This is a genomic window from Azospirillum sp. 11R-A (genome assembly GCF_049472615.1).
Taxonomy (GTDB): domain Bacteria; phylum Pseudomonadota; class Alphaproteobacteria; order Azospirillales; family Azospirillaceae; genus Azospirillum; species Azospirillum palustre.
Genome location: NZ_JBCEBL010000022.1, coordinates 49,102 through 74,860 on the forward strand (window position 1 = coordinate 49,102; position 25,759 = coordinate 74,860).

At 69.1% G+C, this 25,759-nt stretch carries 20 protein-coding genes and 2 tRNA genes; 14 read left to right on the plus strand and 8 right to left on the minus strand.

The features are described 5' to 3' along the window. Positions 1-8: 8 nt before the first annotated feature. Positions 9-1,661, minus strand: coding sequence for a hypothetical protein (locus VH569_RS24930; protein WP_423318815.1), 1,653 nt, complete (start codon positions 1,659-1,661; stop codon positions 9-11). 159 nt (positions 1,662-1,820) lie between these two features. Further along, positions 1,821-2,315 (minus strand): xanthine phosphoribosyltransferase, encoded by a 495-nt coding sequence (gene gpt, locus VH569_RS24935; RefSeq protein ID WP_377808139.1) that lies wholly within the window; start codon positions 2,313-2,315, stop codon positions 1,821-1,823. A 245-nt stretch (positions 2,316-2,560) separates the two neighbouring features. Here gpt and VH569_RS24940 point away from each other — a divergent pair. Beyond that, a tRNA-Arg gene (locus VH569_RS24940) sits at positions 2,561-2,637 on the plus strand. 187 nt (positions 2,638-2,824) lie between these two features. Here VH569_RS24940 and VH569_RS24945 read toward each other — a convergent pair. Further along, positions 2,825-4,879, minus strand: a complete 2,055-nt coding sequence (locus tag VH569_RS24945; protein ID WP_423318817.1) for a methyl-accepting chemotaxis protein — start codon at positions 4,877-4,879, stop codon at positions 2,825-2,827. A 512-nt stretch (positions 4,880-5,391) separates the two neighbouring features. Here VH569_RS24945 and VH569_RS24950 point away from each other — a divergent pair. The 10 genes from VH569_RS24950 to VH569_RS24995 all read left to right on the plus strand — a co-directional run bounded on the left by VH569_RS24950 (position 5,392) and on the right by VH569_RS24995 (position 15,103). Continuing rightward, positions 5,392-5,468: transfer RNA gene (locus VH569_RS24950), tRNA-Arg, on the plus strand. 144 nt (positions 5,469-5,612) lie between these two features. Continuing rightward, complete coding sequence (gene pip / locus VH569_RS24955; RefSeq protein WP_423318819.1) at positions 5,613-6,563, plus strand: prolyl aminopeptidase; 951 nt, start codon at positions 5,613-5,615, stop codon at positions 6,561-6,563. 250 nt (positions 6,564-6,813) lie between these two features. Continuing rightward, on the plus strand, positions 6,814-7,656 hold the full coding sequence (gene mutM / locus VH569_RS24960) for a bifunctional DNA-formamidopyrimidine glycosylase/DNA-(apurinic or apyrimidinic site) lyase (protein ID WP_423318821.1): 843 nt from the start codon (positions 6,814-6,816) through the stop codon (positions 7,654-7,656). A 13-nt stretch (positions 7,657-7,669) separates the two neighbouring features. After that, entirely contained in the window at positions 7,670-8,122 is a 453-nt protein-coding gene (locus VH569_RS24965) for a hypothetical protein (protein ID WP_423318823.1), read from the plus strand. A gap of 108 nt (positions 8,123-8,230) precedes the next feature. Then, the gene (locus VH569_RS24970; RefSeq protein WP_423318825.1) at positions 8,231-9,007 is read left to right on the plus strand and encodes an enoyl-CoA hydratase; all 777 of its coding nucleotides are present in this window, start codon (positions 8,231-8,233) and stop codon (positions 9,005-9,007) included. Between the two features lie 195 nt (positions 9,008-9,202). Further along, a complete protein-coding gene (rpsT, locus tag VH569_RS24975; protein ID WP_098740746.1) occupies positions 9,203-9,463 on the plus strand; it encodes a 30S ribosomal protein S20 in 261 nt (86 codons plus the stop codon). Between the two features lie 523 nt (positions 9,464-9,986). Further along, the gene (dnaA, locus tag VH569_RS24980; protein ID WP_423318827.1) at positions 9,987-11,555 is read left to right on the plus strand and encodes a chromosomal replication initiator protein DnaA; all 1,569 of its coding nucleotides are present in this window, start codon (positions 9,987-9,989) and stop codon (positions 11,553-11,555) included. Between the two features lie 127 nt (positions 11,556-11,682). Further along, positions 11,683-12,609, plus strand: coding sequence for a GGDEF domain-containing protein (locus VH569_RS24985; protein ID WP_423318829.1), 927 nt, complete (start codon positions 11,683-11,685; stop codon positions 12,607-12,609). A 207-nt stretch (positions 12,610-12,816) separates the two neighbouring features. Then, positions 12,817-14,016, plus strand: coding sequence for an extracellular solute-binding protein (locus VH569_RS24990; protein WP_423318831.1), 1,200 nt, complete (start codon positions 12,817-12,819; stop codon positions 14,014-14,016). 19 nt (positions 14,017-14,035) lie between these two features. Then, positions 14,036-15,103, plus strand: coding sequence for an ABC transporter ATP-binding protein (locus tag VH569_RS24995; protein ID WP_423318833.1), 1,068 nt, complete (start codon positions 14,036-14,038; stop codon positions 15,101-15,103). A gap of 245 nt (positions 15,104-15,348) precedes the next feature. Here VH569_RS24995 and VH569_RS25000 read toward each other — a convergent pair whose 3' ends face one another. From VH569_RS25000 to VH569_RS25020, 5 genes are all read right to left on the minus strand, one after another. Beyond that, positions 15,349-16,431 (minus strand): Tim44 domain-containing protein, encoded by a 1,083-nt coding sequence (locus tag VH569_RS25000; protein WP_423318835.1) that lies wholly within the window; start codon positions 16,429-16,431, stop codon positions 15,349-15,351. Between the two features lie 114 nt (positions 16,432-16,545). Beyond that, on the minus strand, positions 16,546-16,983 hold the full coding sequence (locus VH569_RS25005; protein ID WP_423318837.1) for an RNA-binding S4 domain-containing protein: 438 nt from the start codon (positions 16,981-16,983) through the stop codon (positions 16,546-16,548). Positions 16,984-17,029: 46 nt separating this feature from the next. Next, positions 17,030-19,555, minus strand: a complete 2,526-nt coding sequence (locus tag VH569_RS25010) for a helicase-related protein (RefSeq protein ID WP_423318839.1) — start codon at positions 19,553-19,555, stop codon at positions 17,030-17,032. A 98-nt stretch (positions 19,556-19,653) separates the two neighbouring features. Beyond that, positions 19,654-19,788 carry a hypothetical protein gene (locus VH569_RS25015; protein ID WP_423318840.1) on the minus strand — a complete coding sequence of 45 codons (135 nt, stop codon included), beginning with the start codon at positions 19,786-19,788 and terminating at the stop codon, positions 19,654-19,656. A 140-nt stretch (positions 19,789-19,928) separates the two neighbouring features. Further along, on the minus strand, positions 19,929-20,522 hold the full coding sequence (locus VH569_RS25020; RefSeq protein WP_423318841.1) for a Spy/CpxP family protein refolding chaperone: 594 nt from the start codon (positions 20,520-20,522) through the stop codon (positions 19,929-19,931). Between the two features lie 242 nt (positions 20,523-20,764). Here VH569_RS25020 and VH569_RS25025 point away from each other — a divergent pair, with 242 nt between their 5' ends. The 3 genes from VH569_RS25025 to VH569_RS25035 all read left to right on the plus strand — a co-directional run bounded on the left by VH569_RS25025 (position 20,765) and on the right by VH569_RS25035 (position 25,607). After that, on the plus strand, positions 20,765-21,508 hold the full coding sequence (locus VH569_RS25025) for a response regulator (protein ID WP_098740737.1): 744 nt from the start codon (positions 20,765-20,767) through the stop codon (positions 21,506-21,508). Beyond that, on the plus strand, positions 21,505-22,989 hold the full coding sequence (locus VH569_RS25030; protein ID WP_423318843.1) for an ATP-binding protein: 1,485 nt from the start codon (positions 21,505-21,507) through the stop codon (positions 22,987-22,989). The genes VH569_RS25025 and VH569_RS25030 overlap by 4 nt, the downstream gene beginning before the upstream one ends. A 170-nt stretch (positions 22,990-23,159) precedes the next feature. Continuing rightward, positions 23,160-25,607 (plus strand): PBP1A family penicillin-binding protein, encoded by a 2,448-nt coding sequence (locus VH569_RS25035; protein ID WP_423318845.1) that lies wholly within the window; start codon positions 23,160-23,162, stop codon positions 25,605-25,607. Positions 25,608-25,759: the final 152 nt, after the last annotated feature.

The window sequence follows — 25,759 nt, forward strand, 5'->3', positions numbered from 1 at the left end:
TGACCCCCTCACCCCGCCTGCCGCGTCCGCTCCGACAGCTCGATCAGGTCCATCAGCTCGTTGCTCTTCCAATAGCGCGACTTGCCCACTTCGGTGCGCGCCGTGGCGACGAGGTCGTCGATGATCGCCTGTTCGTCGTCACCAAGCTCGCCGCCGCGTTCCAGACGGTGCGACAGCAGGCGGGTCATGTTGTGGCTGAAGGTGGGAATCCAGGCGCTGACCCGCTGGCCGAACACGCCGGCGATGGCGTTGATGCGCAGGAGATGCTCCATCCGCTCGTCGAGCGGATCGGCGTCCTCGAACTTCATCGCCTTCTCGACGTTGGCGCGCAGCTCCTCCAGCAGGGTTTCGCGCCACTTCACCAGATCGTAGGTCTCGAAGCCGAAGTCGCGCGACATCGCCTGCCAGCGCCACAGCAGCCGGTCCAGCCAGACGATGTCGGCATGGTCGATCACCGGCTGGCGCCGGGCGGCGGCGGCCTGGGCGGAGCGTTCCATCGCCACCGCGGCGACGCGCGACCCGATGATCTTCGCCGCCTGGGTCCAGGCATTGCGGAAGGCCGGCTCGCTGCGCCGGTCCTCCATCAGCCCGGCCGAGGTCGCCGCGTGGACCAGCTGGTCCAGCCGCTGCACCAGCGCCTCCAGCCGCGCCTTCTCCTTGGCACTGGGCCGGATGGCGGAGCCGGGGACCCGCTCGTTCAGCTTCAGGACGACGCTCAGCGCCGCGGTCAGCGCGCGGGTCACGCCGATGAAATGGCCGGTCAGCGCCGCGGTCATGGCGTCGCCGCGGCCGGGATCGACGCCGCTCTGCCGGATATAGAGCGCCGCCACCGGATAGTTGCGCTTCACCGACAGCACCGACAGCGGCAGCATGGCCGCCAGATCGTCGCCGCAGCGGTCGCGCAGCGATTCGGTGGCGTCCAGCAGCAGGTCGGCCAGCCGGTTCGCCTCCATCTCGCCGCTGCAGCTGGCCGGGAAATCCTCCAGCCGGTCGGCGACCGGCTTCACCGGCCCCTCGGCGTTGGTCAGGACTAGGTGCATCAGCCGCAGCGTGGCGAGGTCGATGTGCGGCGTCTTTTCCAGGAAACCCGACATCAGGCGGGTGCGGCGCGGCCGGTTGCGCGACATGCCGGCCAGCAGCTCGTCCGCCGCCTTCTTGTTCGTCAGCACGGCGTCGAGATGCTTCACCGACGCGACGCGCATCCGCTCCTTCATCACCATGGCGACGGGGGAGCGCAGGATGCGGTCGATCACGTCGCCGCGCGCCATCTCGTCCAGCGTTTCCTGCGCCTCGACCGCCAGCAGGGGGAAGGCGTCGCGGCTCAGCGCCTCCCACAGGGCGCCGACATCGACCCGTTGCAGCATGCCGGGGATCGAGACGCCGGAATGGTACAGCACGTCGTCGTCGATCAGGAAGGCTTCGAACAGGTTGGTGAACAGGCGGCGGGCGCGGTTGGTGCGCTGGCGGTTCAGATACTCGATGACATACTGGCGGACGAGCTGGACCCGGTCGGTCGGCTCGCTGTCCATGCCTTCGATTTCGCTCAGCAGGCTGTAGACGAGGCTGGCCGGCAGCCGCGTCACCAGGGCGTCGATCTTCTGGCGCAGCTCTTCCTGATGCAGCTCGTCCGGGCGCAGGTCGCCGGTCAATTCGTCGCTCATGCGCGGGCCGCCACGCGATGTTGAAGGCGTCGGCGGGCGCAGGCGCTCCGCCGCGCGTCATTTAGGACGCAAACTGTAAATTTTTATGTAATGAACCGGGCGGGCCCTCCCCGGCCGGATGGGGCCGGACGGGAAGGACGCGCCCCGCTCTGGCGCCGGTCAGCCGTTCCGCTGCTTGGCGATCGGCTGCGAGAATTGCAGCTCGATGTCCCAGGGGAAGTGGATCCAGGTGTCCTGGCTGACTTCGGTGATGAAGGTGTCGACCAGCGGGCGGCCGGCCGGCTTGGCGTAGACGGTGGCGAAATGCGCCTTCGGCAGCATCTTGCGCACGATTTCCGCCGTTTTGCCGGTATCCACCAGATCGTCGATGATCAGCCAGCCCTCGCCCTCGCCGGCATTGGCGCCTTCGACGCCCTTCAGGATCGTCGCGTTGCGCTGCTGCTGGTGGTCGTAGCTGGAGACGCAGACGGTGTCGATCATGCGGATCTCAAGCTCGCGCGCGATGATCGCCGCGGGAACCATGCCGCCGCGCGTGATCGCGATGATGCCCTTCCAGGGGCCGCGGTCGATCAGGCGCCAGGCCAGCGCCTTGGCATTGCGGTGGAGCTCTTCCCAGGACACCGGGAAATGCTTGTTGAAGGGGGCTTCGGCCACGGTACTGACTCTCCAAAAACAGCAAGTGGACTGTATAACCCAGCCGCCGCCGCCCGGCAATCCGGGGCGATTCGGCCGTCCGGCCCCCGCGGTCGCAGGGCGCGCCGCAGGGGGCGTAGCAGGGGGCTTCCGGGCGGGGCGAAAATTCGTGAAAAAAGCGCTTGCGGGGCAGGGGGCTTCTGAGTATGTTGCGCGCCTCGACGCCGACGGCCTGCCGCCGACGCCGGGATCGAAAGATACACAGCGCGCCCGTAGCTCAGCTGGATAGAGCATCAGACTACGAATCTGAGGGTCAGGAGTTCGAATCTCTTCGGGCGCGCCATCTTTCAAAAATCCGATACTGACGACTGGGCGGCCTCTGGCCGCCTTTCGTGTTTTCAGGCCCAGGCCTTGGACAGGACTTTTCCGGTCAAGTCGTCCGGCCTGCCAAATCTTCGCATGTCGCGCGGCCCGGCGGAAAAGGGCGGGACCACCGGCCCCGCCCAGTCCTCGACCGGGAACGTCCGCCGCTACGCCCGCCGGATTTCCGCCAGGAAGCCGCCGACGTCGTCCTTCAATGCTTCCGCCTGCCGGTTCATCAGCTCCGCCGCCTCCAGCACGTCGGCGGCGACGGTGCGCGACTGCTCCACCGTGCGGGCGAGGTCGGAGATGCTGGCGGAGATGCGGCCCGCGGCGGTCGCCACCTCCTGCACGTTGCGGGCGATCTCGCTGGTCGCCGCCCCCTGTTCCTCCACCGCGGCGACGATGCCGGTGGTGACGCCGTTCATCTGCCGGATCACCGTCGACACCGACCGCACGCCGTCGACGGCGTCCTGGGTCATGGCCTGGATGCGGGCGATCCGGTCGGTGATGTCCTGGGTGGCGCGCCCCGTCTGCGTGGCGAGACCCTTGACCTCGCTGGCGACGACGGCGAAACCCTTGCCGGCCTCGCCGGCGCGGGCCGCCTCGATGGTGGCGTTCAGCGCCAGCAGGTTGGTCTGGCCGGCGATGTCGCCGATCAGGGTGACGATGGCGCCGATGGCCTCGCTGGCGGCGGCCAGCTCGACGATGATCCTGTCGGTCCGCTCCGTCCGCTCGATGGCATCCTGCGAGATGGTGGCGGATTCCGCCATGCGCCGGCTGATCTCGCCGATGGAGGCCGACAGCTCCTGCGCCGCGGCGGCCACGGTCTCGACCCCGGCGGAGGCCTCGTGGGCCGCGGCGGCGACGGCGCCGCTGTCGCCGGCCGACTGTTCCGAGATCCGCGTCACCGCTGCCGAGGTGCCCATCAGGTGGGCCGCGGCGCTCTCGACCGACCGCAGGCTGGTGCCGACCCGGCCGCTGAAATCGCCGCACAGCCGGTCGACCGCCGTGGTGCGTGCCGCCGCCGCCGCCTGGGCGGCGACCTGCGCCTGCACCATGTCGGCATGCTGGCGCCCGTTGTCGCGCAGCACCAGAAGCGCCTGCTGCATCCGGCCGATCTCGTCGCCGCGCCCGTCGTTCGGCAGCTCGACCTCGTAATCGCGCTGGGCCAGCCGGTCGATGGCCACGGTCAGGATGTGGATCGGCCGGGTCACCCGGCGCCACACCAGCAGCAGACCGGCGACCGACAGCCCGATGGCCAGGGCCAGGATGACGGACTGGGTGAACAGTTCGCGCTCGGCCTGGCCCGCCTTCCAGTCGGCATGGGCCACCATCTCCTCCAGCGCGGCGTTGACCAGCGCGTTGAGCGGCGCCTGGTCGGCGGCCTCGCGCTTCACCCAGGCCTCCGCGGTGATGTCCGGCTTGCCGCCGGTGGACAGGGCGTCGAGCACAATCTTGCGCCGGGCGCCGCCGGTTTCGAAGAATTTGCTCTGGGCGGCCTCGACCGCCTCGACGATGCGCCTGGGCGTGTCGGGACGCTTCGCCGCCGCGGTGATGAGGGTCCAGGCCGTGTCGATCCGGCCGCGCTCCTCGGCGGCCGTCAGGATTTCCGCCTGGGTCCAGGGCCGGCCTTCGCCGATGGCGGTGCTGGCCGACAGGATTTCGGTGGAGGTGCGCAGCCGGACGACCCAGGCGGCGCGTTTCAGGGCCAGAAGCTGGTCGGTGGTCGGATCGACCAGGGCGATGCCGGCATCGACGGCGTCGGTCGCCGCCTGCACCGCGGCCAGATAGGCGTCGGTGACCTTCGGCCAGGAATCGGCGGCAGCGCGGTCGCGCGCGGCCTTCGGCGTGCGCAGCGCGGTGTCCACCCGTCCCCGCAACTCGTTCAGGGCATCGTGGCTCGACCGGATCGCCATCGCATATTTGCCGAAACCGGCGGGGTCGAGCCGGTCGAGCGCCGCCATGCCGGGGGCGAAGGCGGCCTCGGCCTTCCCCCGCAGCTCGGCCACCGATTTCACCGTGGCCTCATCGGCCGCCGTCTCCGCCCGTAGCGGGACCAGCGTCGTGGCGCGCTCCAGCCGCACCGAGCGCAGGGCCTCGTAAAGCTGCTGGCTGGTCGCGGCGAGCGTGGCGACGCGGCCGGCATCGCGGGCGTTGCGCGCCGTATCGACGAGGTCCGAGACGCTCGTGAAGACCGCAAGCAGTCCGATGGTACCGATCACCACGCTGAGAACCGCTCTGAGCGAAGTCTTTCGAAGCTGAATCATGGACGGGTCACACTTCATCCGTATTTGCGGCGATACCGCTTCGTTGCTGGTGAGCGTTCCGCTCCCTACAAGGTGACCGTTCTTCTTCAAGCCGGACCATCGATTCCAATGAACAGCCATGATTGCCGTTCATTGTTTTCTGTCCGACGGGGCGGTTCTTCAATTGTTTGGTGCAAATTCACAAGCGTACGCTCGTCAATGCCGCATCATAGGCCGGGAAATCTCTTATGAAACCTTAATCTTGCGACGATATGTCACGGGAAAAAACCGCTTCCATTGCCAGATCCGCAAGTCGCCGGTGCCCATCCGGGCGGCATGGGAAGGGGGTGTATCGTGAACGGATCGTCGGCCGGACAGGGTGCGATTTTTCGATAAAAAAGCGCTTGCGGGGCAGGGGGCTTCTGAGTATGTTGCGCGCCTCGACGCCGACGGCCTGCCGCCGACGCCGGGACTGAAGGATACACAGCGCGCCCGTAGCTCAGCTGGATAGAGCATCAGACTACGAATCTGAGGGTCAGGAGTTCGAATCTCTTCGGGCGCGCCATTCTTCAAAAGCACAGTGATCGACATGCAAGGCCGCCTCCGGGCGGCCTTTGTCGTTTGGGGTTTTGCTGATGAGCCTCGTCGCGCTGGCGCAAGCCCCAGTGGCTCCTCTACACTCGGGGCCCGCACCACTGGATGCATGGCCATGCCCCGCAGCGACTTCTATCCGCCCATCGACCCGTTCCAGACCGGCACGATCGCCGTCGACGGGATCCACACGGTTTATTGGGAGCAGGCGGGCAATCCGCGCGGCGTGCCGGTGATGTTCCTGCATGGCGGTCCGGGGGCCGGCGCCTCGCCCACCCACCGGCGCTTCTTCGATCCCGCCCATTACCGCATCGTCGTGATGGACCAGCGCGGCGCCGGCCGCTCCACGCCCCTGGGCGAAACGCGCGAGAACACCACCGAACGGCTGGTCGAGGACATCGAGACCCTGCGCCGCCATCTCGGCATCGAGCGCTGGCACCTGTTCGGCGGCTCCTGGGGTTCGACGCTGGCGCTCTCCTATGCTCAGACCCATCCGGACCGCTGCCTGGGGCTGATCCTGCGCGGCATCTTCCTGATGCGGAAGAGCGAGATCGACTGGTTCCTCTATTCCATGCGCATCCTCTTCCCCGAGGCCTGGGCCGCCTTCGCCGGCCATATCCCGGAAAACGAGCGCGGCGACCTGCTGGAGGCCTTCTGGAAGCGGCTCGATTCGTCCGACCCGGCGGTGCGCATGGCCGCCGCGCGGGTGTGGAGCATCTATGAGGGAAGCTGCTCCTCGCTGCTGCCGTCTCCCGACCTGATCGCGGCCAGCGGGGAGGACCGTCATGCCCTGGGGCTGGCGCGGATCGAGGCGCATTACTTCCGCTCCAACCGCTTCACGCCGGAGGACAAGCTCCTGCGCGACGTCGACCGCATCCGCCATCTGCCGGCGGTGATCGTGCAGGGCCGCTACGACATCGTCTGCCCGGTGATCTCCGCCGACGCGCTGCATCGCGCCTGGCCGGAAGCCGACTACCGCATCGTCCCCGACGCCGGCCACTCCGCCATGGAGCCCGGCATCCGCGCCGCCCTGATCCAGGCGACCGAGCGCTTCAAGGAATATCGGTGACGGGCGCTTCGGGCAGTCGCTGAGCAGGGGGACAAGATTGACACGGATGTCACGGATTTAGACACGGATTACACGGATTTTTCCGAGCTTGCCGGCGCTCCGGCTTTCCCCGACGAAAGCCGCTTCGGAACGCCACATCCGTGACATCCGTGCTGTGATCCGTGACATCCGTGGAGATCTTGCCCGCCGCTCCCGCACTCTCCAAGCAACCGCCCTTGCGCCAATCCCCCTCCCACCCCACACTCTGCCGATGCCTGAACTTCCCGAAGTCGAGACGGTGTGCCGGGGCCTCGCCCCGCATCTCGAAGGCCGGCGGCTGGTCCGTGTGGAACAGCGGCGGCCGAACCTGCGCACCCCCTTTCCGCCGCGCTTCTGCGAAAGGCTGACCGGGCGCGTGGTCACGTCGGTGCGGCGGCGCGCCAAATACATCCTGATGCATCTGGACGACGGCGGCGTGCTGATCGCCCATCTCGGCATGTCCGGCCGCATGATCATCGCGCCGGAACGGCCCGACGTCTTCGACAAGCACGATCATGTGGTGTTCGAGACCGATGCCGGCACCATCGTCACCTTCAACGACGCCCGCCGCTTCGGGCTGATGGATCTGACGGTGGCCGACGCGCTGGGCGACCACCCGATGCTGCGCAATCTGGGGCCGGAGCCGCTCGGCAACGAATTCTCCGGCCCCGACCTCGCCCGCCGGCTGGCCGGCAAGATCACCCCGATCAAGGCCGCCCTGCTCGACCAGAGCATCGTCGCCGGCTTGGGCAACATCTATGTGTCGGAGGCGCTCTACCGATCCGGCATCCTGCCGACCCGCACCGCCGCCAGCCTGACCGCCGGGGAGGTCGACCGCCTCGCCGTCGCGGTGCGCGAGGTTCTGGAGCGCGCCATCGCCGCCGGCGGCTCGTCGCTGCGCGACTACCGGCAGGCGTCGGGGGAGCTGGGCTATTTCCAGCACCAGTTCGCCGTCTACGACCGGGAGGGCGAGGGCTGCCCCGACTGCGACTGCGACCGCGCCCGGACGGGGGGCGTTCAGCGGATTGTACAGTCGGGCCGCTCGACTTTCTTTTGTGCGGCGCGCCAACGGTGATATAGCTGGGAGCATGACGGCTCTACCGGCCATGCTCCGGGCGGCGTCCGCCGCTTTCCTCCTTGCCGGCCCCGCAGTTGCGGGCCTGGGGAGCTTCCTCATTCCCATTCCTTCGGTACTGGCAGCCCAGCTTGCCGCAGCCGAGTCCGGGCCTTTCGTCCCCGGCACCACCGACGTTCCGGTGATGCCCGGGCTGGCGTCCGCCGAATCGGAGCCGCTGGTCTTCGACAAGCCGGGCGGACGGATCGTCCAGGCCGTGCTGTCGGGCGACGTGCCGCGACAGGCGGTGCTGGCCTTCTACGACCAGACCCTGCCGCAGCTGGGCTGGCGCCGGACCGCCGACCGCGTCTTCGTCCGCGAGGGCGAGGAACTGCGGCTGGAGTTCCCGCAGGCCGCCCAAAAGGCGAAAGCCGCCGCCGGGACCGCCGCCGGGACCGCCGTCCGCTTCACTTTGACGCCGCGCTGATCGCGGGAACACCCGCCATACTCGCGGCAGCCCTAGCCATCGAACACCCTCAACAACCACGAGTCCCGGAAGCAACCGGGCTCGCCCCATCGGGAGAGTGCTGCAGCCATGTCCTATGAAACCATCCTCGTCGAGACGCGCGGCCCGGTCGGCCTGATCACGCTGAACCGTCCGAAGGCGCTGAACGCGCTGTGCGACCAGCTGGTGACCGAGCTGGGCCAGGCGCTGGACGCCTTCGAGGCCGATCAGGCCATCGGCGCCATCGTCGTCACCGGGTCGGAGCGGGCGTTCGCCGCCGGCGCCGACATCAAGGAGATGGCCGGCTTCTCCTATATGGATGTCTACAACTCCAACTTCATCACCGCGAAGTGGGAGCGGCTGGCCAAGTGCCGCAAGCCGACCATCGCCGCGGTCGCCGGCTTCGCGCTGGGCGGCGGCTGCGAGCTGGCGATGATGGCCGACTTCATCCTGGCCGCCGACACCGCCAAGTTCGGCCAGCCGGAGGTCACCATCGGCACCATCCCCGGCGCCGGCGGCACCCAGCGCCTGACCCGCTTCGTCGGCAAGTCCAAGGCGATGGAGATGGTTCTGACCGGCCGCATGATCGACGCCGCCGAGGCCGAGCGCTGCGGCCTCGTCTCCCGCATCGTCCCGGCCGCCGAGCTGGTCGAGGAGGCGGTGAAGGTCGCCACCAAGATCGCCTCGCTGTCGCAGCCGGTCATCGCCATGGCGAAGGAGGCGGTCAACGTCGCCTATGAGTCGACGCTCGCCGAGGGCATCCGCTTCGAACGCCGCCTGTTCCATTCGACCTTCGCCACCGAAGACCAGAAGGAAGGCATGGCCGCATTCGCCGAGAAGCGCCAGGCCGGCTGGAAGCATCGCTGAGTCGTCGCGCCAGCTTCGACTCTGCCGCTGGAGCCGTCCCCTGCATCTTGCGGGGGACGGTCCAGATCCCATCAAGATGTCGTTCAAGCACGATTAGTCAAAATCATCGGGCGTCCACGCCTTGACTCGCGGTGCGCTGCCGCGTATAAGGCGCGCTCGCATCACGACAGCCGTGTCGTTCGGAGTAGGGTTTCCATGGCCAATCATAAGTCCGCTGAAAAGCGCATTCGTCAGACCGAGCGTCGCACGGAAGTCAACCGTGCCCGCGTCAGCCGCATCCGTTCCTTCGTGAAGAAGGTCGAGGGCGCGATCGAGAGCGGCGACAAGTCCGCCGCCGCCGAGGCGTTCAAGTCCGCTCAGCCGGAGCTGATGCGCGGCGTGTCGAAGGGTGTGCTGCACAAGAACACTGTGTCGCGCAAGCTGTCGCGTCTGTCGGCTGCGATCAAGGCTCTCTGATAGAGCTTTCATACGCTGCTTTCAAAAAGCCGCGCCCGTGACTCGGGGCGCGGCTTTTTGCGTTTAAAGTAAATCTGTCGATGCTCGACAATTGTCTTAGATTGTTCTGAGGGTCGTGTATGAGATTCGGGATCGGTCATGCGGTCAATGCGAACGTTTTTATCTTTTTGGCCCGTTCGCCATCTGTCCCATTGCCAGATTTCCGCAGCATGGTTAGACTTTTGGTCCATTCGGTCGGGCGAAATAGGGTGATGCAACACTCTGTGTCCGTCTGAACACAGCAGTGAAATACTGAAGGTCTTACGCCGGATCAGGGCTTGTTGAGTCCCGGTCGTTCGCACGATCTTCTTTTACTTACAAGCTGTCGCGCCTGGGGCGGGATTTTCAATCCCGTCGACTCCGGCGTGTGCTTTTCGGTTATAGTGTTCCGTTCGGTTTTTCCTTGTCCGGAGTCTTTCGGGCTGGACCAGACGGCGGCCATCCGGTTTTGGCCGGCCGGCGGAAGGAGCGGGGGTAAGGGAGCATGTCGGTCGGCGTGTCGTTGGATCAGCAGTGGGCGCGCATTCGCGGACGCCTGAAGGAAGAGGTGGGCGAGATCGCCTACCGGAGCTGGCTTCAGCCGCTGTCCGTCGCCAGCCTGATCGGCGGCGAGGTGTGCATCGTCGTGCCCACGCGATTCATGCGCGACTGGGTGCTGACCCACTATGCCGACCGCATCCGCGCCCTCTGGTCCGGCGAGAATCCGGAGGTGCAGTCGATCGACGTCATCGTCGCCTCCACGAATCCGCCGGCGGCACTCGTCGCCGACAATGACGACATCGACGACGACCGCCCCGCCCCGTCCCGCGGCTTCGATTCGCGTGGATTCGATGCTCGCGGCTTCGATTCGCGCGCTGCCGACTCCCGCCCGGCTCCCCGCCCCGCCCCGCCCCAGGGGGCGCAGCAAGGTGCGCCGTTCGGATTCTCAGGCGAGCAGGCCCCGTCCACCGTCTACACCTCGGCCTCCTATGGCGGGGCGTCGGACGAATCGCCGACCGGGGTGCCTGCGATTCTGGAGGACCGGTCCGACCTGTCCGCCGCGCTCGACCCGCGATTCACCTTCGAGAATTTCGTCGTCGGCAAGCCGAACGAGCTGGCCCACGCCGCCGCAAGGCGCGTCGCCGACGCCACCACCGTGACCTTCAACCCGCTGTTCCTCTATGGCGGGGTCGGGCTGGGCAAGACCCACCTGATGCACGCGCTGGCCTGGCAGATTCGCAAGAACGACCCGAACCGCAAGGTGCTGTACCTGTCGGCCGAGAAGTTCATGTACCAGTTCATCCGGGCGCTGCGCTTCAAGGACACGATGGCCTTCAAGCAGCAGTTCCGCTCGGTCGACGTGCTGATGATCGACGACGTGCAGTTCATCAGCGGCAAGGACTCAACCCAGGAGGAGTTCTTCCACACCTTCAACGCGCTGGTCGACCAGAACCGGCAGGTCATCATCTCCGCCGACAAGAGCCCGTCCGACCTCGAAGGCATGGAGGAGCGCCTGCGCTCCCGCCTCGGCTGGGGGCTGGTCGCCGACATCCACCCGACCACCTACGAGCTGCGGCTGGGCATTCTCCAGGCCAAGGCCGACGCGCTCCAGGCCAGCATCCCGATGAAGGTGCTGGAGTTCCTTGCCCACAAGATCACGTCGAACGTGCGCGAGCTGGAAGGGGCGCTGAACCGCATCGTCGCCCATGCCGAGCTGGTCGGCCGCTCCATCTCGCTGGAGACGACGCAGGAGGTGCTGCACGATCTGCTGCGCGCCAACGACCGCCGCGTCACCATCGACGAGATCCAGAAGCGGGTGGCGGAGCATTACAACATCCGCGTCGCCGACATGCATTCCGCCCGCCGCGCCCGCGCGGTGGCCCGCCCGCGCCAGATCGCCATGTATCTGGCCAAGCAGCTGACCGCCCGCTCCCTGCCGGAGATCGGCCGCAAGTTCGGCGGCCGCGACCACACCACGGTCATGCATGCGGTGAAGAAGGTGGACGAGCTGCGCGCCACCGATCCGTCCTTCGCCGAAGATGTCGAGCTGCTGCGCCGCATGCTCGAAAGCTGAGGATCGTTCGGCTGATCAATCGATAGCCCAATCAACCGCGACGTGTCGCCACGCCGCCATCCCATCGCACTCGGAAGTTTGCTAAGGTCCCGGCGCACGGACTCTTTGCGGACGGCGTGGTGTTGCGGTGGAAACGACTATCCTTGTCGCCGACGATTCCGAATTCTTCCGCGACCTGATCCGGGCCGATCTGGAAAGCAACGGCTACACCGTGCTGCTCGCGGCGGACGGGGCGCAGGCGCTGTCGATCTACCGCAGCCACGACATCCACCTCCTCATCACCGATCTGGAAATGCCGGTGATGACCGGGCTGGAGCTGTGCTGGCATGTCCGGGCGGAGGACGACCAGCACCGCACCTTCACCATCCTGATGACCGGCGACACCGAGACCGCCCGGCGGATCGAGGCCTTCGATTCGGGCGCCGACGAGTTCCTGGCCAAGCCCATCGACCTGTCGATGCTGCGCGCCCGCGTGCGGGCCGGCGAGCGCATCACCCGCATGCACCGGGTGATGGTGGAGATGCTGCACACCGATTACCTGACCGGGGTGCTGAACCGCCGCTATTTCATGGAAAAGCTGGAGCAGGCCTACCGCGCCGCGAAGGAGACCGGTTCTCCCATGGCGGTGGCGATGTTCGACATCGACCATTTCAAGACGATCAACGACACTTATGGCCACAGCAACGGCGACGTCGCGCTGAAGCGCTTCGCCGATCACTGCGCCGCCCATGTGCCCGACGGCGGCTTCCTCGGCCGCCTGGGCGGGGAGGAGTTCTGCCTGTGCCTGCCGTCGGGCGACCTGGAGGGGGCGCTGGCGCGGGTGGAGGAGATCCGCCGCTCCACCGCCGAGCTGACGGTGGCGACCGGCAGCGGCGCCAGCTTCGGCGTCACCGTCAGCATCGGCATGTGCCTGGACCGCGACACCGTCTCGGTCGGCGACCTGATGACCCAGGCCGACGAGGCGCTCTATTTCGCCAAGCGCAGCGGCCGCAACCGCACCGTCCTGCGCGGCGCCGAGGGCGTGACGGTGAAGGCGCGCTTCTATGTGATGTGAAGGCCCTCGAGATCCCCTCTCCCCCCCGGGGGGGAGAGGGGGAGATTAGCGATGTGACGGCTCTATGAAGTTTGGCGGAGCTTCATCTTCCCCCATGGACGGACGGCTTTTATCTCAGGCACACTTTGCGTCTTGAGCGGGGCTGCGCCAACGCGCCGAAACGCCGCCCGTCCAAACGCCATTCAAGAGCCAGGGAGACCGGACGTCATGTCCAAGATCGTTCACACCACGCTCGATCACGCCCAGACCGAGTCCCAGCGGTCCAGCGCCGAGACCCAGCGCGCCGCCAAGAGCTTCACCCGCCGCCTGCTGCTGCAAAGCGCTGCGGCCGCCGCCGGTGTCGCCTCGGTCGGTCCCTTCGTCCTGCGCGAGGGCCACGCGGCGTCGGGTTCTGTGAAGATCTTCTCCTGGGCCGGCTACATCAGCCCGGACATGCTCGCCGACTTCGAGAAGAAGACCGGCGTCAAGGCGACCCTGACCGAATACGGCACCAACGACGAGCTGCTGAACCAGCTGAAGGCCACCGGCGGCGCCGGCTTCGACATCATCCACCCCACCGTCGACCGCGTGCCGAACTATGTCGAGTTCGAGCTGGTGCAGCCGATCGACGAGGCCAAGGTGAAGTGGGACGGCTGCCTGAAATCGTCGGTCGAGGGCTCCGCCGGCATGGGCGGCGTCGTCGGGGCCAAGCGCTATTTCGCCCCGGCCGACTGGGGCACCGAGGCGCTGGCCTACGACATGAAGAAGGCGCCGCTCGCCTACGGCACCGCCAGCTACGGCGATCTGTGGGCGCCGGCCAACGCCGGCAAGGTGACGGTGCGCGGCCATTCCTCGCTGATCGGCATCGCGCTGTGGCTGGAAAGCCAGGGCAAGCTGCCGCACCCGGTCCGCGACCAGTTCAAGGACGAGGCGAAGGCGCGCGCCAACTTCGACGCCATCCTCAAGGTGGCCGCCGCCAACAAGAAGTCGGTCGCCCAGTTCTGGACCAACGAGAACGAGGCCCAGGGCGCCTTCCGCACCAACGGCTGCGTCATCGGCCAGACCTGGGACAGCAGCGCCGTGGCGCTCCGCAAGGAAGGGCTGCCGGTCCGCTTCGTCGCGCCGAAGGAGGGTGCGCTCGCCTGGATGGAAGGTTTCGCCATCCCGAAGAAGGCGGAGAACCTGGAGAACGCCTATGCCTGGATCAACTGGTTCTACACGCCCGAGGCCGGCGCGCTCTACACCAACCATTCCGGCATCTCCAGCACCGCGGTCGGCGCCGAGGCCCATCTGACCGACCTGAACAAGCAGTTCTTCGCCGACGCCTATCCCGGCGACGCCCTGCAGAAGCTGTGGTGGTGGCCGATCCAGGAGGCGTGGTACGTCTCCATCCGCAACGAGTACCAGGATCGCTTCCTGGCGGCGTGATCCGCACACAGCAGGGGCCATGAGCCAAGACGTCCAACTCGACCACGTCACCATGCGGTTCGGCGACACCGTCGCCGTCCGCGACGTATCGCTGACCATCGCGGCCGGGGAGTTCTTCAGCTTCCTCGGCCCCTCGGGCTGCGGCAAGACCACCATCCTGCGCATGATCTCCGGCTTCATGGAGCCGACCGGCGGCGCCGTCCGCATCGGCGGCCGCGACATGAAGGGGATCGGGCCGAACAAGCGGCCGACCGCGCTGATCTTCCAGAACCTGGCCCTGTTCCCGCTGATGACGGTGGCGGACAACATCGGCTTCGGGCTGGAGGTGCGCGGCGTGCCGTCGGCCGACCGCAAGCGTCGCGTGCGCGAGCTGCTGGAGCTGGTGGCGCTGCCCGACACGGCGGACAAGCGGGTGACCGACCTGTCCGGCGGCCAGCGCCAGCGGATCGCCATCGCCCGCGCGCTGGCGGTGGAGCCGGCGGTGCTGCTGCTGGACGAGCCCTTGTCGGCGCTCGACCTCAAGCTGCGCCAGCACATGCGCGCCGAGCTGCGCGAGTTGCAGAAGCGCACCGGCGTCACCTTCATCTACATCACCCACGACCAGGGCGAGGCGCTCACCATGTCCGACCGCATCGGCGTGATGTCGCGCGGCGTGCTGGAACAGGTGGGCGACGGCAAGACCATCTACGACCATCCGGAGACCGCCTTCGTCGCGTCCTTCGTCGGCGAGGCGAACCGCTTCGCCGGGCGGGTGACGCAGGTGGCCGACGGCTGGGCAGTGCTCGACAGCGCCTTCGGGGCCTTGCGCGGGCGCAACCCGCGCGGGCTGGCGGTGGGCGACCGTGCCACCCTCTATGTCCGGCCGGAACGTCTGGCGCCGGATCGTTTGGGGGCGGGCGATGCCGACAACAGTCTGACCGCCCGCGTCAGCCACAGCGACTTCGAAGGCGCCTTCGTCAACGCCTTTCTGGACGGCGGCTTGACCGTGCAGATGCCGCATCTGGGCCAGGAGCCGGCCTTCGTCCCCGGCGAGACCGTCCGGCTGGGCTTCCGCGCCGCCGACGCGGTGGTTCTGCCGACGGCTTGAGTTCCCTCTCCCAATCCCCCTCTCCCCCCCGGGGAGAGGGTCGGGGTGAGGGGSMTGCACAGCGTGGCGTCGATAAGAGAGCGGGGATCACGCAATCCTTGAAGATCCTCGCCACGCGATCCCCTCACCCTAACCCTCTCCCGGGGGGGAGAGGGGATCCCGGGGCGAAAAACAACACACTCCGCACAAACGAAAACGCCCCGGCCGATTGGCCGGGGCGTTTCGCATTCCTGGACCCGAAAGCCTTAGTTGGCCTGCTGGATCGCCGACAGCTGCCACTGGCCGCCGCGCGGGCGGACGAAGGTCCACAGCTCGGTCGCCTCGGTCGGCTGCGAGGCGTTGCCCTCGATCACCCGGCCGCTGGCGCGGTCCACCGTGACGTCGACCAGCGCGAAGCGCATGGCGACGGTGGCGTATTCCTGCGCCCCTTCGCGCCAGCCCTCGGCCAGATCGCCCTGCAGCAGACGGACGTCGCTGACCTTGTTGACCACGCCGCGGCTGCGGTTCTCAGCCAGATCGTCGCTGAAGTAGGAGAACATCTCCGGCGTCGTCGCGGTGCGCAGGGCATCGGCATCCTCACGCCCGTAGGCGGTCTGGACGGTGACGAGCAGACGCTCGAACGACTCGAAGTCGGCCGGCTGGATGCCGATCTCGTCGGCGGCCTGACGGCGCTGGGCCGGACCGGCGTTGCCGCCCCCCATCCCGCGGTTGCCCATCGGGTTGTAGCCGGCGTCGGCCGCGTCGCGGTTCATCTGCCCATCCTGCGGGCCGCCGGCATAGGCCGGGCGGTTCCCGCCCAGCGGAGCGCCGGACGCCGCGGTGTTCGCGGTCTGCGAGCGGTTGCGGAAGAAGCGCATGGCCAGCCGGACCAGGAAGACGACCAGCAGGATTTGCAGCAGGAAGCCCAGGATGCCGGAGAAGCTGCCCAAGCCCTCGAAGAAGCCGCCGCCGAACAGCATCGCGCCGATGCCGGCGCCGATCAGGCCGCCCATCAGGCCCGACATGAAGCCGCCGCCGAAGAAGCCGCGCGAGGGGGCCGCCGCCGGGGCGGTGGCCGCGGCGCCGGGGCGCTGCATGCCGGGCGACGCCGCCGGGGCGGTCGAGCGCTCCATCGGCGACACGGAATTGGGGGCGGTGCTGGTGGCGGCCGGCGCCTCGGTCGTGCGGCTGCCGCGGCTGCCCGAGGAGCTGCTCTTGCCGGCGCGGGCGTCGGCGGTTCCGGCGGCCAGCGCCATCACCAGCGCAACCGCCACGGCGGTCGCAGCGCGGGCGCCGCGCTTCGCTGAAGAGGGGGCGGAAAGGCTCGAAGGTCGGGTCTTCTCGCTCATGATCGTGCTCGCTTGTCGCATCTGGTCGGTTATCCAGCCTTCCCAGATGGGGGTGGTCCCGCCTCCGTTTAAGAGGCGGTCTCACTTTTTTCGAGCAACAATCAGCACAGCCGCCTAATCGGTCTCATTTTGCCAAACATCGCCCATCGGGCCGTCGCCGTGCAGGGCGTCGATCGCCCGGCGGTCGCGCTTGGTCGGCCGCCCGGCGCCCGGCGGCTGGAACGGCGCGCGGTAGGGATCCTGCAAGCGCTCCTCCGGCACCGGCGGGGCGAGATCCTCGTACAGCGCCTGGGCTTCCGGCGCCGGGCCGCGGCGGCTGCCCAGCGCCACCACCTTGATGACGCGGATGTGCCGCCCCTGGGCGAAGGTCAGCACGTCGCCCGGCTTCACCGCCGCATGCGCCTTGTTCACCACCGTCCCCGACAGCCGCACGCCCCCGTCGTTGCACAGCTTGGCGGCGAGGCTGCGCGTCTTGAAGAAGCGCGCATACCAAAGCCACTTGTCGATCCGCAGCCGGCCGGGGGTGGAGTCTTCGCTGTCGGTGTTGCTCATGGGCGTTTCCGTCTTCTGGTCTCGTGTCCTACGGTGATCGTGCCGCTTACATCCCTGACAGCTGCCGCAGCTTGGCGAAGGGATGATCCTCGTTGGTCGGCTTCTCGCGCCGCTGCCTGTTCCCTTGCGGCCGTTTCCGCTTCCAGGTCACCGCCCCGTCCTCGCCTTCCGTGCGGACATAGCCGAGCCCGGTCAGCACCGCCGCCAGCTCCTCCGCCGACAGGCCGACGCGCTGGCCGAGCGCCACCTCGCGGATCGGCGCATTGGCCCTGGACGCGGTCAGCAGTTCGGTTTCCAGCCGGTCGAGCATGTCGACGCGCAGCGCCCGCCCGCCGGCCAGCGGATAGCCGATGGCCTCCCAGAAGCCGGGCGGTGCGCCGCCTTCCTTGACAGATGGCGCTTCGACCGACACCCGGCCCGGCGGCGGGATCGGGACGGGCAGGGGATGGCCCTTCGACACCGCCCACAGCAGCCCGCGCAACGTCACCGCCGCCGGCTTGGCCAGCGCGGTCAGATAGAGGTGCGACACCCCCAGCCGGACGCCCAGCCCGGTCAGCGCCTTGCGGTCCTCGCGCTCCAGCCGCTCGACCATGTCGGCGACGGGCTGCCGCGGCAGAACCCCCAGCCCCTCGACCAGCTGGAAGGCCAGCCCACGGCCGGCGCCGGACAGGCCCTGCGCCGCGGACAGCGCGAAGAGCGGCTTCAGCCGGGCGGCGACGTGGTCCTTCAACCAGCGCTCCAGCCGCGCCCGCACCCGCTCGCGCTGGGCCTGATCCAGCATCCCGTCGTCGAACGGCACCACCAGCGGCGCCAGCACCGACTGGCCGGCGGCCAGCCGCGCCACCGGCAGAGTGTCGGCGCTCAGCACCCCGTCGGCCCCCAGCGCGAAGGCGTCGTCCGGCTCCGCCTCGAAGGCGCGCAGCCGCTTGGCGAGTTCGTCGCGCAACGCCCGCCGGGCGGCGGTCAGCAGCGACTTCGCCTCGTCGGAGCGGTCGGGCGCGTCGGGGACGAAGCGGAAGCCCTCCAGCTTGCCGACGACATGCCCTTCCACCACCACCTCGCCGTCGGCGCGCACACCTCCCAGCAGCGAGCGCCCGTCCTTCAGCGTGCGGGCCAGCGTGGCGGAGCGGCGGTCGATGAAGCGCTGGGTCAGCCGCTCGTGCAGGGCGTCGGACAGCCGGTCCTCGATGGCGCGGGTGCGTTCCTGCCAGTGCAGCGGGTCCTTCAGCCAGGTCGGCCGGTTGGAGATGTAGGTCCAGGTGCGGATGTGGGCGATGCGGGCGACCAGCGCGTCGATGTCGCCCTCGGTGCGGTCGAGGCGGGCGATCTGCTTCGCCACCCAGTCGTCGTCCAGCCGGCGCAGCGGCGCGCGCAGGCTGCGGAAGATCTGGCCGAGCAGCTTGGTGTGGGCATCCGACAGCACCTTGCGGAAGTCGGGAACCTGACAGACCTCCCACAGCAGCTTGACGGCGTCGCGGCCGCGCGCCAGATCCATGATCTCCGGATCGCGCACCAGCGCCTGGAGCGCCAGATGGTCGTCGGCCTCGCGCACGCGGGACAGTTCCGCCAGCGGCGCGCGTTCCTCCAGCGACTTCAGCAGGAAGCCCGGCGTGTCGAAGCGCAGGTCGCTGTTGCGCCAGGACAAGGCCTTGACCGTCTCGAACTCGTGGTTCTCGACGCGGGTGACGAGGTCGGCGTCCAGCTCCCCCACCTCGTCGGTGGTGCCGAAGGTGCCGTCGCGCATGTGGCGGCCGGCGCGGCCGGCGATCTGCGCCACCTCGGCGGGGCGCAGGCGGCGCGGGGCGAAGCCGTCGAACTTGACGATGCGGGCGAAGGCGACATGGTCGACATCCATGTTCAGCCCCATGCCGATGGCGTCGGTCGCCACCAGATAATCGACCTCGCCCGCCTGATAGAGCCCGACCTGCGCGTTGCGCGTGCGCGGGCTGAGCGCGCCCAGCACCACGGCGGTGCCGCCGCGCTGGCGCCGGATCATCTCGGCGATGGCATAGACGTCGGTAGCGGAAAAGGCGACGACGGCCGAGCGCGGCGGCAGGCGCGTCAGCTTCTTGTGGCCGGCATAGGTCAGCTGCGAGAAGCGCGGCCGGCTGATGAACTCCGCCTTCGGCACCAGCCGGCGGATCATCGGCTGCATCGAATCGGATCCCAGCACCATGGTCTCGACCATGCCGCGGGCGTTCAGCAGCCGGTCGGTGAAGATGTGGCCGCGCTCGGGATCGGCGCAGAGCTGGATTTCGTCCACCGCCAGGAAATCGACCGCGCGGTCCAGCGGCATCGATTCGACGGTGCAGACCCAGTAGGACGGGTTGGGGGGCAGGATCTTCTCCTCCCCCGTGACCAGCGCGACCGCGTTCTTTCCCTTGATCGAGACGATGCGGTCATAGTTCTCCCGCGCCAGCAGGCGCAGGGGAAAGCCGATCATTCCGGACCGGTGACCGAGCATGCGCTCGATCGCCAGATAGGTCTTGCCGGTGTTGGTCGGCCCCAGCACGGCGACCACACGGCCCCCGCGCCCGAGACCGCCGCCCGCCGAAGCGTGAGTGGACGTCATGGGGTTAAGCTTTGGGGTGCGCGAGGCCGCAATGCAAGCGGCGGCTTGGCGATGTATGGCGATTGCGCCGGGCCGAACGACCGGCCGCTGCCGGACGGCTAATGCCGCAGGGAGAATGCGCGGCCGGCGCGGAGCGAACGGAGCCCGCTCCGGGCAATGCCGAGGATCATCAGGTAATCCTGCTTTATGACCGACAGGCTGAAGAACAGCGGGGAAAGATCGAGTGCGCTCATGGGAATGATCCCGGATTTCCAGGGCGAAGCGAAAGAAGCTGGAGACGGGAAGGGCCGCCGAATGGGGGTTCGGCGGCCCTCGGGCTCACGGCGGCTGCGTTGGGGGGCTTGGGGTCGCCGCCGGGAGTCTGTCTGTTACGTCAGCCCTTGGGCGCCTCCTGCGGCGCCGGGCCCGGACCGGGGCCCTTCCCCGGACCCATCCCGTGATGGCCCGGGCCGCCACGGTCGCCCATCGGTCCGCCATGGTGCGGGCCCATATGATGGCCGCCCATGCCGCCCGGTCCCGGGTTCAGCATGCGGTCGGCCTGCTTCTGCTGGTCGGGCGTCAGCTGGGCGTAGAGGTCGGTCAGGGCCGGGCGGACGGTCTGGACCTGTTGCAGGTGGGCCTGCATCATCTGCTCGGCGCGCTCAAGGCGCTGCGGCAGGGCTGCCGGCGGCGGGGCGTCCTTGAACTTGACGCACAGATCCTGCGTCGGCTTCAGGCTGGAGCGGGCGGCGTCGGCGAACTTGGTCCAGGCGGCGCGCTGCTGCTCGGTGATGTTCAGCTTCTTCTCCGCATAGGCCAGCTTGCCGGCCAGACGGGCCTCCTGGTCCTCGCACATGCGGGCGAAGTGGCGGTCGGGACCGCCGGCCGGGCCGGGACCGCCGGGCTGCGGGCCACCCTGGGCGAAGACCGGAACGGCCACGCCGAGACCGGCGACCAGCAGGGCGGACGTCAGAAGGGCGCGTTTCATGGTGTCGACTCCTCGGTGTGTTGGTGCTGTCTAAACCCCGGATGGAGGGGGCTTATTCCGTTGGGACGGTGCCGGCCTCATCGCCGCCGCTGTCCCGATGACCAGAGATTGGGCGCCGAACGTTGCGGTCGAATGTCCGCAAACCGGTCATTTGGTAACAGAGTGTAACCGTCCGGCCCCCCGTAACCGGGCGTTACACATTTCCCCTTCACGCCCGCGGCCCCTCGCCCGATCATGGGGCCATGGACCGCACGCCCCACCTCCTCGTCGTCGACGACGACCGCGAAATCCGCTCCCTCGTCGCCCAGTTCCTGACCAAGCATGGCTTCCGGGTCACCGGGGTCCGGGACGGGGCGGAGATGATGCGCACGCTCGACGGCGCCCGCGTCGACCTGATCGTGCTCGACCTGATGCTGCCGGGGGAGGACGGGCTGTCGCTCTGCCGACGGCTGCGCGCGACGCCGCAGACGGCGCAGACCCCCGTCATCATGCTGACCGCCATGGGCGAGGAGACCGACCGCATCGTCGGGCTGGAGATGGGCGCCGACGATTATCTGGCGAAGCCCTTCAGCCCGCGCGAGCTGCTGGCCCGCATCAAGGCGGTGCTGCGCCGCGTCTCCGCCCCGCCGGTGGCCGGCGCCCCTGCGGCGGCCGGCACGGTGCTGCGCTTCGAGGGCTGGTCGCTCGACCTCACCAAGCGCGAGCTGCGCTCGCCCGACGGCGTGCTGGTCCAGCTGTCGGCCGGCGAATACGATCTGCTGGTCGCCTTCGTCGAGCATCCGCAGCGGGTGCTGACCCGCGACCAGCTGCTCGATCTGGCGCGCGGCCGCTCGGCGGTGCCCTTCGACCGCTCCATCGACGTGCAGGTCAGCCGCCTGCGCCGCAAGATCGAACCCGATCCGGCCGACCCGACGCTGATCAAGACGGTGCGCGGCGGCGGCTATCTCTTCACGCCCACCGTCTCCAACGGCGGTGTGGCGCCATGACCGCCCAGCCGGAAACGGCCAAGTCCCAGCCGGAAACGGCCAAGTCCAGGCTCGCCCGCCGCCGCGGCGCCTTCCGCCGGCTTCCCTTCCGCTTCCCCGACAGCCTCGCCGCGCGCATCGCGCTGACGGTGGTGCTGGCGCTGCTGCTGACCCAGGCGATCAGCGCGCTGGTCTATCTGACCGACCGCAGCGAGGGGCCGCCGATCCACGGTCCCAACGTGCTGATCCAGCGCATCACCGCCATCGTCCAGCTGGTGGAGAGCACGCCGCCCCAGGGGCGCGAGCGGGTGGTGCGCGCCATCGACGACCCGGTCCTGCGGGTGGAGCTGAGCCCCGATCGGCCGCCGCCGCTGTCGCCCGGCGCCTATGCCGGCGGCCGGTTCGAAGGGCTGAAGCGCCGGCTGAGCGAGCAGCTCGACACCGCCGACCGCAACATCCTGATCGAGGTCCAGCGCCCGCCCCGCGGAGAGGGCCGCGACGACCCCCGCCCGCCGCCGCCCTTCATGGCGGGCGACGAGCCCCGGCACTGGGGGCCGCATGTCCGGCTGTCGGTGCGGCTCGGCGACGGCTCCTGGCTCAGCTTCACCGGCGGCGAGCCGCTGCCCGGCCCCTTCGGCATCGTCCGCTTCGTGCTGTGGATGGGCGCCATCGTCGCGGTGATCCTGCTGGTGTCGCTGCTCGCCGCCCGCCGGGTGACGGCGCCGCTGGCCGGCTTCGCCGCCGCCGCCGAACGGCTCAGCGTCGACGGGCAGGCCGATCCCCTGCCGGAGGAAGGCCCGCGCGAGTTGCGCGCCGCCACCCGCGCCTTCAACCGGATGCAGGCGCGCCTCGCCCGCTTCGTCGCCGACCGCACCCAGATGCTGGCGGCGATCGGCCACGACCTGCGCACGCCGATCACCCGGCTTCGCCTGCGCGCCGAGCTGGTCGACGATCCCGAGATGCAGCGCCGGATGCTGGCCGACCTCGACGAGATGGAGGCGATGATCTCGGCCACGCTGGCCTTCGCCCGCGACGACGCCCAGCGCGAGCCGCGCGGCCGCTTCGACCTTGCCGACCTGTTGCAGAGCCTGTGCGACGACCGCGTCGATGCCGGCCACCGCGCGCTCTACGACGGCCCCGCCCATATGGTGGCGGAGGGCCGCACCGTGGCGCTGCGCCGGGCGCTGGCCAACCTGATGGACAACGCCATCAAATATGGCGGCGGCTTCACCGTCCGGCTGGAGACCGGCCCGGACGGCGCCGCCCACGCCGCCAATGCCCTGATCCATATCGACGACGACGGCCCCGGCATCCCGGAGGCGGAGTTCGAGAAGGTTTTCGCCCCCTTCTACCGGCTGGAGCGCTCCCGGTCCCGAGACACCGGCGGCGTCGGGCTGGGCCTGTCCACCGCCCGCAGCATCATCCGCGGCCATGGCGGCGACGTGACCTTGTCGAACCGCAGCGGGGGCGGCCTGCGCGCGACGGTGACGCTGCCGCTTTGATCTGCCACCCCGAAATTTCGGATAGAGTCATTCTTTCGCCACGGTCGGGAGACAAATAATCGCCGGCCCCTGACCGGGCTTCCGGCCCAGAGGCAGTGGGCGTATGAGGATCGAAGCGGGAACGTTTCCCGCACTCATCACACAGACCTGACAGGGCCAGCGAGCGCGCCGTGACCGCCGACCGACCGGACCACCACACGGACCCGGACCAGCGCAGGGCCAGCCAGCTCTACGCCGGCCCCCGCCCGATCCGCACCCGCGAAGACCCGTCGCCGCTCGACCGGCTGACGGCCGGGGAGTTCGCGCGCCTGTTCGCCGCGAAGGCGGTCGAGCTTGCCCGCGACCGGCTGGCGGCAGCCGGCAAGGGCAGGCCGCGCCGCAAGTCCCCGCCGCCCTCCGCCGCCCCGCCGGCCACTCCCTACAAGCTGCCCCGCCGCCGGTCCCGCGGCCTGCTTAGCTTCACGCTGCCCAACTTCAAGTTGCCGCCCCTCTCCCTTCCAAGGATCTCCTTGCCGAAACCGAAGCAGCCCGCCCGCCGGTCCGGCGGCAACCAGACCCTGTCCCCGCAGCTCTCGGCCCAGCCGTCCGCCCGTCCTGGCCGGGCGCCGCAGCCGCCCCGGAAAAACGGCGGTAACGGCGGCGGCTGGGTGAGGCGTCTGGTCCAGTGGGGCCTCGTCGCCGCCATCTGGTGCGGCATCGGGCTGGGTGCGGTGCTGGCTTGGTTCGCGCTCGACCTGCCGGACATCTCCAAGGTGGCGCAGTTCGAACGCCGCGCCTCGATCACCGTGCTGGCCGCCGACGGCAGCGAGTTCGCCCGCTTCGGCGACCTGCACGGCACGACGCTCAGCGTGCGCGACCTGCCGCCGCATCTGGTCGGCGCCGTGCTGGCGATCGAGGACCGCCGCTTCTACAGCCATTTCGGCATCGACCCGCTGGGTCTGGCCCGCGCCGTCTACGTCAACTGGCGCTCCGGCCGGGCGGTGCAGGGCGGCTCCACCATCACCCAGCAGCTCGCCAAGAACCTGTTCCTGACGCCCGAGAAATCGCTGAAGCGCAAGATCCAGGAGGCGATGCTGGCGCTGTGGCTGGAGAGCCGCTTCACCAAGGACCAGATCCTCACCGCCTACCTGAACCGCGTCTATCTCGGCGCCGGCACCTTCGGGGTGGACGCCGCCGCCCGCACCTATTTCGGCAAGCCGGCGACCGAGGTCGACGTGCGCGAGTCGGCGGTGCTGGCCGGCCTCCTGAAGGCGCCGTCGCGCTACGCCCCCAGCTCCAACCCCGACGAGTCGGCGGAGCGGGCGCGGGTGGTGATGGCGGCGATGCTGGACGCCGGCTACCTGACCCAGCCGCAGTACGAGGCCGCCCGCACCGCCAAGCCGTCGCCCAAGCGCAAGCCCGGCGGCGACGGCCGCTATTTCGCCGATTGGGTGACCGATCTGGTGCCGGGCTTCGCCGGCCCCGACCATGGCGACGTGATCGTCCGCACCACGCTGGATTTGAAGATGCAGCGCGCCGCCGAACAGCGGCTGGAGGCCCTGCTCGCCGGCCCCGGCGCCGCCGCCAACGTCCGCCAGGGGGCGCTGGTCGCCATGAGCCCCGACGGCGCGGTGCGGGCGCTGGTCGGCGGCCGCGATTACGACGGCAGCGAGTTCAACCGCGCCACCCAGGCGCTGCGCCAGCCGGGATCGGCCTTCAAGCCCTTCGTCTATCTGGCGGCGCTGGAGTCGGGCTGGACCCCCGACAGCCTGATCGACGACGCTCCCGTGCAGCTCGCCAACTGGAGCCCCGGCAATTACGACGGCAAGTACCGCGGCAGCATCACGCTGGCCTCGGCGCTGGCCCATTCCTCCAACACCGCGACGGCGCGGCTGATCGACCGGGTCGGCACCGACCGGGTGCGGCGCATCGCGTCCAACCTCGGCATCTCCTCGCCGCTCACCCGCGACCTGTCGCTGGGGCTCGGCACCAGCGAGGTGACGCCGCTGGAACTGGTGCGCGCCTATGCCGGCATCGCCAACCGCGGCGTCCCCGTCTGGGCCTATGCCATCACCGAGATCAAAAGCCGCGACGGCGTCGTCCTCTACCGGCGCCAGGGCGGCGGCGGCAGTGCCGTGGTCGATCCCGCCCATGCAGTGCAGCTGTCCCACATGATGACCGGCGTGCTCGACTACGGCACCGGCCGCAGCGCGAAGCTGAACCGCCCGGCGGCGGCCAAATCCGGCACCACCCAGGACTATCACGACGCCTGGTTCGTCGGCTTCACCGCCGATCTGGTCGCCGGCGTCTGGCTGGGCAACGACAACAACGAGGCGATGAAGAAGGTCACCGGCGGCACCCTGCCGGCCAAGCTGTGGCGCGAGTTCATGCTGGACGCCCATGCCGGCAAGCCCGCCCGCCCGCTCCCCGGCCTGGACGGCGCCCCCGCCTGGACCCCGCCCCCTGGAAGCATGCCGCCCGGAAGCGTGATGCCGCCAAGCGCGATGCCGGGCGGCATGCCGGTGGCGTCCGCCGACGCGCGGCCGGGCGGCATCGGCTCGCTGATCGAGAAGATCGCCGGCGGGTCCGGCGCCGCCCCCAGGGTGCAGTACGACTACAGCAACAGCGGGGTGCGTTAGACTCCCTCTCCCATCCCGGGAGAGGGAAGGGTCCCATGCGGAGCATGGGAAGGGTGAGGGGTGAGCCAAGGATCGGGATCCATAGTTCGGATAGCCCCTCACCCTCCCCACCGCTTCGCGGCGGGCCCCCTCCCTCTCCCGGGGCGGGAGAG